6 protein-coding genes are annotated in these 10832 nt (G+C 55.9%); 4 read left to right on the top strand and 2 right to left on the bottom strand.

What is annotated here, in order from left to right:
- Nucleotides 1–140 precede the first annotated feature (140 nt).
- Both AB5Z14_RS07345 and AB5Z14_RS07340 read right to left on the bottom strand, forming a co-directional pair.
- Nucleotides 141–2048, bottom strand: a complete 1908-nt coding sequence (locus tag AB5Z14_RS07345) for a DUF6273 domain-containing protein (RefSeq protein ID WP_368130919.1) — start codon at nt 2046–2048, stop codon at nt 141–143.
- 229 nt (nt 2049–2277) lie between these two features.
- The gene (locus tag AB5Z14_RS07340) at nt 2278–3189 is read right to left on the bottom strand and encodes a zinc-ribbon domain-containing protein (protein ID WP_368130918.1); all 912 of its coding nucleotides are present in this window, start codon (nt 3187–3189) and stop codon (nt 2278–2280) included.
- A gap of 133 nt (nt 3190–3322) precedes the next feature.
- Here AB5Z14_RS07340 and AB5Z14_RS07335 point away from each other — a divergent pair, with 133 nt between their 5' ends.
- The 4 genes from AB5Z14_RS07335 to AB5Z14_RS07320 all read left to right on the top strand — a co-directional run bounded on the left by AB5Z14_RS07335 (nt 3323) and on the right by AB5Z14_RS07320 (nt 10823).
- Entirely contained in the window at nt 3323–4012 is a 690-nt protein-coding gene (locus AB5Z14_RS07335; protein WP_368130917.1) for a zinc-ribbon domain-containing protein, read from the top strand.
- A 283-nt stretch (nt 4013–4295) separates the two neighbouring features.
- Nucleotides 4296–6890, top strand: coding sequence for a hypothetical protein (locus AB5Z14_RS07330; RefSeq protein ID WP_368130916.1), 2595 nt, complete (start codon nt 4296–4298; stop codon nt 6888–6890).
- Nucleotides 6891–7082: 192 nt separating this feature from the next.
- A complete protein-coding gene (locus AB5Z14_RS07325) occupies nt 7083–8354 on the top strand; it encodes a hypothetical protein (protein WP_368130915.1) in 1272 nt (423 codons plus the stop codon).
- Nucleotides 8355–8414: 60 nt separating this feature from the next.
- Entirely contained in the window at nt 8415–10823 is a 2409-nt protein-coding gene (locus tag AB5Z14_RS07320) for a hypothetical protein (protein WP_368130914.1), read from the top strand.
- Nucleotides 10824–10832 lie beyond the last annotated feature (9 nt).

Raw genomic sequence — 10832 nt, 5'->3', positions numbered from 1 at the left:
TAAAGCCGTTTGTCTCCACCCGCGTAGCGGGTGGTTTAAAGCTGGCCGCTGCGCGGCCAGCGGACTAAAGTCTTGAACAAAAGCCCTCGGAGAGGATTCCTCTCCGAGGGTCCATGATCACCGTTGAGCAGTATTAACGACTACAGACAGAAACCAGGGAAAACCGCATGTGCTTCGTCGGCCTCAATACCCGGGTAGAGAACAGAACCGTTATAGACAATAAAGGCTCCAGACTGAGACGCATCGCACGAGCGCGTCCATGCAGAGGGAGTATTTGAATTCCAGCCTTCGATGTGCTTGTGGGACTGATAAAAATGCTCAACGAACAAATCGCCTTCCTTCTCGTAGACAGCAATCTGGTCGGGCTGCCGTCTAATGAGTCCCCGAGATTCACTTTCGATTCCAGAATTCCCAAAAAGTTCCAAGGCAGACGGCAGCCATAGCGTATCCTCGGTCTCCGTCACAGAAGAGGCATCGGTCGTCACGCCAGTGTTGTTAGTAAGCTTCTTGACCTTAACAAGATTTTTCTTAAGGTCATTGGGCAGCTCTTTAATGAACTGCTTGTTGAGCGTCTTACGAAGGTCGCTATCCTTCCAGCCGCCAGAATTGGCGCCGTCCTTGTTCATAGCGGCCTCGAACGGAGCAATGTCGTCGAACATAAACGTGATGCCCGCTTTGCCCTTGCCATCGGCGCGATCGTCCCAAGCGAAATCCTGAATATACGCTTTAGTCGTCACGCCGTTCTTGAGCTCTACCGTCTTATAGCTAGAAGCCGTGGGGATGCCGTCTTCATCTCCCAGATGGTATTTGACAGCAACGGCATAGGGATCGCCGCCATTATTCTCCGCGTCGGCGATCTCGTCGGCAATAACCTTGAGGTCGCTCCAGCTGTAATTGTCGACGCTGTCCTGAATGGTAACGCTATTGGATTCTGCGGCAGCAGAGTCCTCATCGGCGGCGGGAGTAAGGCAGAACAGGGGCTGGGTCACCTTGTCGCCGGGGTTGGTTAAAGCTTTGTAGCGGCCAGGATCGGAAAACTTGGATTGACCAATCGAAATGGCATAGTTATTGAAATTTTCATCCGGCGTTTTCGGATTCAAGAACAGCGACCTATAGACGGTCACGCATTGATCGTCATCCGAATCACTGGTTTTGAAAATATCCGGCGTGGCGTCCTCTTTCACCGTTCCGTGACTGCCATTCATAGCATCATTCTGCTCAACAAAGTCATCATCGCTGTAGCAGCAGGTATAAAAATAGGATGTTGGATAATCCGAGAACGCCCCCGACTGATCGTCCCAGCTTAGACCCTGGTCTTTAAATAGGTCATACTGTGTGCCCTCGGCATTCAGCGCGTTTGCCATCCACTCAGTATCGCGATTTAAGCCTGCCATGTCTTTGGCATCGCCCAGGACCTCAACAGCCGAGGGAGCCCACAGCTTGGCGTCGAAAGAAACCGCCTCGCCTTTTTTGCCTGAATCGACGGATGCCGTTTTGACTGAAACCGTTGCCAAACGGCTGGTGAGATCCGACGGCAGCCAAGAATCGGCTGCAAGACCCTGCATCACTGTATCCATGAGTTTGAAATTATCGAAACCGCGGGCGCCATTTTCGCTCAGAAAGTCCGTGTTGCACATGCCATCGACAAACTGCCACGTGATGCCGGCCTTGCCGGATCCATCAGACAGGTCGTCATGGTAGAAGCCGACGATACGGACCGAGGTCTTGCCCGCAGACAGCGCCACACTCTTGGTCTGGGTACCGTCGAGCTTGCCCTTCTTGTCGCAGAGCTTGTACTCCTTGGCGATCTTGAGGGCAGCCTTGCGGCTACCAGACTTGGTCATGGCGTCGGAGATCTTCGCGAGCTCTGCCCAAGAATACTTGTCGACCTTCTTCTTGACCTTAACGCCCTTTACCGATCCGTCCTTGGTCTTCTTCGACTTTTTGGACGACTTCTTGGAGGCGGCGTACGCCGGGGTGGGCGCAACGAGAGCAGCTACGTTGCCCACAACAAGGGAACTAATCGAGAGCGCAAGCGCTCCGACCAACACCCCCCCCTGAAACATTTCTTGATGTTTCGCATGGCAGATTCCTTTCTCTTATCCACCGGACATCTCAACCCTAAACGGTGTTGGTCAAATTCTGTTGCGCAACATTAAACGGTAGCTGGATAAGGCGCCGAAACGCCCAATGCAAAGGGCCGGACCCCTCTAGGCGCAGTGCCTAGAGGGGTCCGGCCCCATGACGAAGCTCAGCTTTGTCGATACTAAAGTTGCGTTAACGAAGCTTGGTGCCGCAATGCATGCAGAACTTGTCTTCGGGATCGTTGGGTGCACCGCAAGTGGGGCACGTGTTGCTCGGGAGAGAAACGGCTGTCTCGGGTTCAGGCGCGGCTGCCTGTACGGGTGCTGCAGCAGGCACGAACTCGGGCGCGAACGCGGGTGCAGACGCAGCGGCAGGTTCGGGCTCGGGAACAATGACCGGCTCGGGTTCAAAGGCAGGTGCAGGTGTAACGATCGGCTCGGGCTTAGGTGCGAGAGCTGCAATCGGCTCAGGATCGGGTACAACAACCGGCTCCGGCGCAGGCACGGCAACCGGTTCGGGCACGACAACCAGCTCAGGCTCAGGCTTGGCAACCGGCTGAGACTTCGGCTCGGACGCCGGCTCCAACTTGGCGCCGCAGCTCATGCAGAACATATCACCCTCGTTGATGGGAGCTCCGCACTGAGGGCACGTCGCAACGCTTGACGCGCTCGAAGCTGCCGCCGTCGCAATACCTCTGGTTCGCTGTTTAGTAATTTCCGCCTCGATCTCTGCCATAGGCTTTCCGCAACCGGAGCAAAACAGGTCGGAGGCGGCAACGGAAGAACCGCAGAACGGGCAGGTATAGCGCACGGCAGCAGCCTGAGCAGCCTGGGCTTCGGCCTCGATGCGGTCAATCTCGGCTTGATAGCCGGCACGCTCGGCATCGATGGCGGCAATGCCGTCATAGATAGCCTCGCGACCGGCGCGGAACGTGGGGTCATCCTTAGTCGCATCGTACAGGCTTGCGCCAAGTTGGGCAGCAAGGGTCTGACGGCGCTTCATGGCTTCGCTCAGCTGCGCCTTGAGCTTAATCGTGTTGCCCGTGCGGTTGGCGCCGGCAACGCCACGATTGATAGAGTTCTGAAGATCGTCAAAGAAACTCATGGGGATCCTTTCTCCGCCTTTAATTCGTTTGCGTTAAGGATACCCACGCCATCGCGCGCAATGTTGCGCAACATAACCGGACGGCCAAAGATTATCTTAGGACTCGACAAGGTTCCCAACGAAAGGAAGCACCATGTTCTGCCCTAAATGCGGAGAGAAAATCCCCGACGGCGTCGCCTTCTGCCCCAAGTGCGGAAACAAGTTTGCCGCCGAACCCGCTCCGGCCAAGGCCACCACATCTCACGACGGCGCAACGATCAAGGCGTCCGCCACCCACACCACCGCTCCCAGCCCGGCAAAGCCAGCGATCAGCACCCCGAGCATCTCGCTCGACACTAACCTCATCGTCCCACTGGTCATTGGCATCATCGCTCTCATCCTGGCCTTTATGCCGTGGTTCTCGCCTTCCGCCGACGATTTTCAAACATCCCAGTACATCTCCGATGGCGCCAACAACCTCTCCAGTTTCTTTGGCGGCGATAGCACGGCTGGCGAGGCATATCGCCTTAAGTCCAGTTACACCATGCTGGAGCTGGGCGACTATGCCGATACGATGTCGGCGTACGGCAGCAGCGGCATTGACGATGTCCAAATGCTAACTATCTGCTGGGCAATTCCGGTCTTCATCTCCCTTATTGGCCTTATCATGGCATTCCTGCAGAAAAAGACACTCATCGCACGCATCGGCTTTGCCCTGCTCGCCATTGTGGCCGCGATTATGGCGTTGATGTCTATGAGTTGCTCCGGTCCCATCTACCCGGCCCTGTGTTGCATTGCCTCATTCGCCACAGCCGTAATACTACGCTTCTTCATCAAAGAATAGGCCTAGTCTCTATCCCCATCCTCAGCTCATATGCAGGGCCAAACGCGCTCGCCGACAACAATCTACCGGCGGGCGCGTTTTTATATGCCACGGGTTTGCGCAGGGCTTGTCCGTCTAGCCTATCGTCGCCAACGTCTCGACACAGCTCGCTCTGCATCGAAATTCACGCGTTCGTGGATGTTGCGCAACGCTCTCGCCCATCGGGGCGGTAACGTTCGAGTTAGCAAAGCCACGAGCTCAAAACCGGGATCGTGGGCTTCCACCGCATATGAAAGAAGGAACGATGGACGAGATTTTTGAGCATCTGCTTCAAGATACCGACCGAGGGATCTCGATCAACCAGATTGTCAATCGCATCGTGTTTCCCAACCACGATATCTGCATGCAGGCCAAAGCTGCCCTGGAGCGAGACTATGGCGAGTTCTGCTTTGCTGCCGTGATCCCCGATTACGAGGACTTCCAGCACATGGATCCGACCGACGCCACCAATGCCGCCCTGGAGACCTGCGGGTCCGACGGCGAAGAGGTCACCAACGTCGTCTGGGGCTACAACTCGCTCCAGTACGAATACAACGGCATCCCCTCGCTGGAGGTTGCCAAGACTATCTCCAAGATGATCGGCGTTCCCGTCTACTACGAGTACACCGATGCCGATGAGATCGCCGCCGGCGCCGTGATCGCCGATGCGCAGGGCGATAGCGTCTCGTTTGCAAACGTGGTCGACAAGAGCTGCTGGGTGTATTTCCCAGAGGGGTTCGACGGTGCCATCGACACCCTGTTCCGCTGCGGCATGGGAACCATGTCCATGCCCGACGGAAGCCAAAAGTACTTTGAGGACACCACCGACCCCATCATGCGTTCGTATGCGCAGCGCGGAAACGTGTCCCTGTACTTCGACTTCCTCAAGGACCAGTTTGGCGCCCAAGAAGAGCCCCAGGCAGAGTCCGATGCCCAGGCAGAGTCCGATGCTCAGGCGTCGGGCAACGTCTACATGTCCCAAGCCATGGGTGCGATGACGTTTCGTATTGTCTTTCCCAATCATGACTGCTGCGCATATATCCACGACGATCTCGACAAGTGCTTTGGCGGGTTCTCGCTCCAGGCGATTTGCGGCACGCCCGATGGAACGTTTGACTCACCCGATGAAGTCCTGCCCACCATGGCGGGTCACGGAATCCCCGATGATGCAACCGATGTCGAATGGGGCTATAACTCCGCATGCTATCGCGTGGCGCACTCCGTGCCCAACGCCGTCGTTCTCGAGGCGCTCGTCCAGCACTACAAAATTCCGCTATACGTCGAGTATTTCGATGAGCTTAAACGCGCGACCGGCGCTGCTATTACGATCCCCGACATAGCAAACCCGACCGCATTCGTCCCCGGCACACTCGGATGCAAAGAGCAGATGTACTTTGACCATGGCAGCGACAACGAAGGCTACGTTGCACTTCGATGCGGCTATTGCCAGGCAGTCTCCGATGATGGCAAAACGCGCATTTCCTTTGTCGACGACCCATCGCAGTCAGTCATGGCGGAAATGGCAGAAGAAGCATCGGTCGGAGTCTACGTTAGGCTGCTTAAAAAATTCGATCTTGAGCAAGTTCTCCCCGCTGGATATCAGAAACCGGCTTCTCGTCCCGCCGCAAGCTCCAAAAAGAGCACTTCGACCTCCTCGACAGAAAAATCGAAAATCAGCCTGTGGATGAACCCCATTGCAGAAAAGCATGTCTGGAACTCCCTCGATGCCTACGGTCAAAAGCAGGGCAAGCAAAATGACATGAACATGTTCTTTTTGGAGCCGCTCTATCGCGGCGGCGATCAGATCCGAGACCCATTTGGATTTGCCACAGGCCGCAAACCTTTACCGGCTTATGCAAGCCACCAGGCGCACCGCAAGGTTATCGACGCCGCCCTTACTACCGACATAGAAGTCGGCGCGCTTGTCGCGGGGCTTCTCGGCCAAGACCTGTTGACATCCGAAGAGCTCAACGCGCTGCACCGCGACATCGAGCTCAAGGCCCAAGGCATAAGCGCCATCGCCACCGGAAGAGGCGCCGCACTCGAAAGCCGTTGCGACTCGGTTTGCTACCTTATTGCAAAGCTCCGGAGCCATGACGGCGACAATAGCCAGCGCTTTATGATGTGGATGGCGGACACCGACCAAGCCGTACGCGTAAAGTTCTACGGCGAGGCGCCGGCAATCGGCGCGCCCTTTACGTGCCGCTTTAGCGTAGTGGAAAATGACGTCATTACGTACTGGATGCCCGTCGAGGGCGAGAAGGGCTTCTCTCGATATAAGCAGATTCCCGAGGGAGGACGCATCGACGTCTCCGCGGCAAAGAGCGACTCTGCCGCTATGAGCGCCCTGCGCAAGGCCAACGCGATGTTCCTTAAGACGTGCGGACTCAAGCAGACCGCGCCGTCCAAGACGCGCATGACCCCGGAGCAGTCACAGCGCTTTAACGAGCTACGAGAAAAACTGGGTCGTAAGACGGGCTATGCCCTCACGGTGCTCTTCTCGCGCTGCGTACTCTGCAGCGCCGAAGCCGACCGATTCCTCGAGCTCATGGAGCACGCCGCCGCCGCGCACGATCGCGGAGAGGTGATCGACGTCGACGATACCGAGGCCGTAGAGCACAAGGCCGTTTACATGGTTGGCCCGATCTCTACCGAGGATGGTACTTGTCAGCTCTACAACCCCAACACCGTCAACTTTGAGGACTTTAGGTTCCAGCCCAACCTGCTCGAAGACTTCCATACCGACCTGCCCCGTGCCGGCAGCTTTATCAACATTGCAACGAGCGTCGTTGAGTCGGACGTCATCGCCGCTTGGGCGGGCTACAACCCGGGCAACGCCCAGCGCTCGGCGCGCTACTAGAGAGCGATTGGCACGGCCAAGCCATGTATCTGTTGCGCGGCATCGGCCCTGGACGTCGAACCGCGCCGTCCACGATGTTGCGCAACAGAATGCAGCGCAGGCGGCCTAGTATGCGAAGTAACAGGCGCGTGCAGGTCAGATGCATCGAATCTGGCCCGCACGCGCAACACAAATCATCGCAGGGAGCACACCATGGCGCGCGACACATCAAACGATCCGGTTGTTAACTTGCCGCTCGATTACAAGTTCGACGGCAACAGCAACATCATCCAGAAAGTCTTTTTTGGCGTAAATGCGGTATTCTGCCCCGTCTGGTACTGGTGGTACTTCAAAAGCAATCGTGATCCCAACTTTTGGATCGGTGACAGCGACATGGACGGCTATGATCCCGAGGAATGTGCTACCGAATTCCAGCACCGCATGGATAACTTTACGCCCGAGGAGAGCTGCAACCTCTTTGAAGTCGCAAAGTATTGCGACCGCATGACGGGTGTTACCGTCTTTGACGTCGTAAACGGGCGAAATGTAAACGAGCGACACCTGGATGACTACTACACCGGCTACGACCTTGGCATCGAAGATGATGACGAGGACGAAGAAGACGACGCAGACATCGAGATGGAGTTTGAAGGGCAACCTGTAAGCCCCCAGCCGATGCGCGTATGCGACGAGGGCCCCTGTCAGTTTATGCTGCCGCCCGTTTTAAACTGCGGAACGGACGACGGTTCTGGCTACGAGGTCGAGATTCCCCTGCGCGCCAAAACGACCAAGAGCGGTACTCCGCAGGAGCGACTATCGTTCTATATCCCCGCCGACGTCGCCGTACAGTGGTTCCGCGAGGTCACGGGCGAGCCGCAGGCCGACTACCAACTGTTCCAAACTGTTTGGATGGATCGGGCCAATCGGCTTGAGAACCCGCACTTTGTCGACCACCTGTTTTCCTATGCGTTTTGGCAGGAGCGACTGCTGCGCATCCTGCACTACACGTACAAGCGGGGCAAAGTGCAGAGTGTGCGCATCGTTGCCGATTACGAAGGCGATGCCGCCGAGTTTATTGGTAAGTACTATCCGGAGGCCGAGGTCATCGGTCATCAGAGCAATGAGAACGCCTTTGAAACGGGAGCCGCCTATCTGGTGGACCTCACGCTGGACTACAAATACAAGGGCGACAAGCTTGTCGAGAAAAAGACGTTCTCGGTCCTTGGCAGCTTTGGGCGCGAATGGTATCGACTCTTTAGCGGCAATCCCAACGCCACCGTTGATGATTTCTATGCATGGTGCGAGCAAACCGACACCTACGAGCCCCTACGTCAGGCAGCCGAAACCGCCGGCGCAATCGTTCAGTACACCACCTACGGGCTAAAGGACGGCAAGCTCACCAGCAAGCGCACCGAAGATCTCCAAGGCCGCACCAACGTCGAGATTAACGAGGCGGCCGAGCTGAGAGACCGCATGCTTACGTAGGCGGCAACAGGCCCAGATCACGTTATCCGTTCATCTCTATACTCACAGGAGGTACCTACTTTGATTTCTCCAATCTGTTGGTTCGCGGCATTCCTCGTCGCTCTCGTCGCGCTCTGCTATTCCATACACTTGGAACGGCACAACTATCAGCACAAACTCTTTGGCTTCGAGATCAATTCCAACCGTCGTATCGTCGCCTTTGGAATTCTTGCTCTTGGCGCTTTTTGCCTATTCGCCCCCGTTACCTGGGCGCAGTGCTTTTCTTCGGATCTTGGCGAGGGCTGGGAGCCGGGAGCCTTCAACTTTATTAGCTGGGTCATCACCAATTTCTTTGCCGTGGGATGGACAACGACCATCCAGACCGGTCTCACCGATGTAACGTCAACCGTCTATAGCGCTATTCCCCTTGGCGGCAGCATTGCCGGCCAGGTGTTCAATCTGCTCTATTCGCTGCTCACACTTGCATACATCATCGCCCTTCCCGTTGAAATTGGCCTGTTTGCCTTCAACGCTATTGCTACGCGTCTCTCGGGCAGCGTTATCAAGCGTCATCTCAAATATGCCGACCATGCAATTATCTTTGAGAGCGTCGACGCCAACACCGAGTTGCTCGCGCGTGATATCGTTAACAACATCAAGGACGGAACACTCAATAACGCGAATGGCAACGGCGACATCGCCCTCATCTTTTGTCTAGGCAGCGACGAGGACAGCGAGCGTCAGCGTGTACTGCGCAATCTGTGCCAGGGCTATGTGCGCTATGTGTTCACCGACTCCGAAGCAGCCAATGTGCTCACAACGATTACATCGCTGCGCGATGCAGCTAAGCATCTGCCCGCAGTCGATGTCGTCGCGACGAGCGAAGAAACCGAACACAATGTCAGCGCGACGATCGACATGCTCGAAGCGACGCACAAGGATCCTCAGGCCGGCTGCGCGCCCAAGATTACGTTCCATTGCACCCACAAGAACCCCGATGATGCCCAGATCTTCGATGCCATCAAAGTCGACAATGAGTCGACTTGTCTTCACTTGCTCTCACGCGTACAAGACGAAATATACGATGTACTCGAAGAGGCTCCACTCTACAGCGTGCTCGAGCCCATCGATATCTCCGTCGACCCAAATCCCAAGCCTCAGAATCTCACCGTTCTCGTTTTCGGCGCAGGCGATTTCGGCATGCAGGCAACACGCACTTCCTTCTGGATGGGCCGCATGCCGGGCGTTCGTCTGAACATTGTTGTTGTCGACCCCAACGCCCGAACGATACTAGAACGCGAAGCAGCCCGCTACCCCGAGATGTTTGGCGAAAGCTGCAACGGCATGCCGACAATTCGCTTTGTAGAAGCTGAGGCGCCCTCGGTTACAACCGATCGCCTTATTGCAGGCGGCACCGTCACTACGCTGCACTACGACGCTCAAAACAAATGCGTATCGTCCAAGGCCGACAGCGCGCTAATTACCGATGACGCTCGTCTTTACGCTTTCGTAACCATGGGAGATTGTGGACAGAACCTCTCCTATTCGCTCATGCTCCAACGCCAGATCTTCAACCGCTTTATCGACCAGGGCTCACCGGACTACACCAAACAGCAACCCGTCATCTGTCCCCATATCGAGAGCGAAGAAATCCTAGGCGCCCTTAAAAGCCTCGATAAGACTCAGACGACTGGCAAAGACGCCGCCAAAATCATGCATCCGTTTGGTGCCCGCAAGGCGTTCTACACCTACAGCAACATCATCAATGACGAGCGCGAGCGCCTGGCCGTGCAGCTCAATGCAGTGTACTGTATGTGCAACTATGACAATGCCACCGTCAGCTATGATGCCTCCATGACTGACGATAAGGCACGCAGCGGCTACAACAATAGCGAGTGGGACAAATGCAGCAGTCGTGCGGCGGCTGCGTATCTTCCCAGTCGCTTTTGGTCGGTTGGACTATCGGAAACCATCGATACGCTCGAAACTGACTATCTGGCGAAACTAGAAGGCGAAAGAAACGAAGGCCTAAACAATGGTCATCTGGTAAGACAATACCTAATTGAAGATAAATTGGCTGGCAAAACATCGGAGGCATTTGCCAACAATGAAGCCAATTATCGCAGAAGAATTAAAACTATCTGCCTATTGGGTGATATAGAGCACGATCGTTGGCTTGCCTATTGCCAGGCAACGGGTATGACCGAACTGGGACACGGCACCATCGAACAGGAACGCGAACAGCGTATGCGTGCAGCAGCCGTCGATGCGTTCCTGAGCGGCAAGGTCAACAAGAGTGGGGCCGAAGGCGTTCGCAAGTCCGACATCCTCATGCGTCACGCCTACATGACACCTGACAACGACGTACTTGGTGCCCGCGGGTTCCTGCTAGGAAAAGACGTCTACGCCTACGACCGAATCATCGTCGCCCTCTCGGCCCGCATCGCCAAGGGAAATGTTGTCAAGCCCAAGAAGGACATGGATAAATAACGATTTCAA

This window comes from Collinsella aerofaciens (assembly GCF_040910265.1).
Classification (GTDB): domain Bacteria; phylum Actinomycetota; class Coriobacteriia; order Coriobacteriales; family Coriobacteriaceae; genus Collinsella; species Collinsella aerofaciens_BK.
Note: the sequence above shows the minus strand (reverse complement) of the source record. Positions and strands in the feature narration are given on the sequence as shown.

What these genes read in the sequence shown, in the direction of transcription:
- AB5Z14_RS07340 (WP_368130918.1), bottom strand. Translation starts at nt 3,189, where the DNA reads ATGAGTTTCTTTGACGATCTTCAGAACTCTATCAATCGTGGCGTTGCC.
- AB5Z14_RS07335 (WP_368130917.1), top strand. Translation starts at nt 3,323, where the DNA reads ATGTTCTGCCCTAAATGCGGAGAGAAAATCCCCGACGGCGTCGCCTTC.
- AB5Z14_RS07330 (WP_368130916.1), top strand. Translation starts at nt 4,296, where the DNA reads ATGGACGAGATTTTTGAGCATCTGCTTCAAGATACCGACCGAGGGATC.
- AB5Z14_RS07325 (WP_368130915.1), top strand. Translation starts at nt 7,083, where the DNA reads ATGGCGCGCGACACATCAAACGATCCGGTTGTTAACTTGCCGCTCGAT.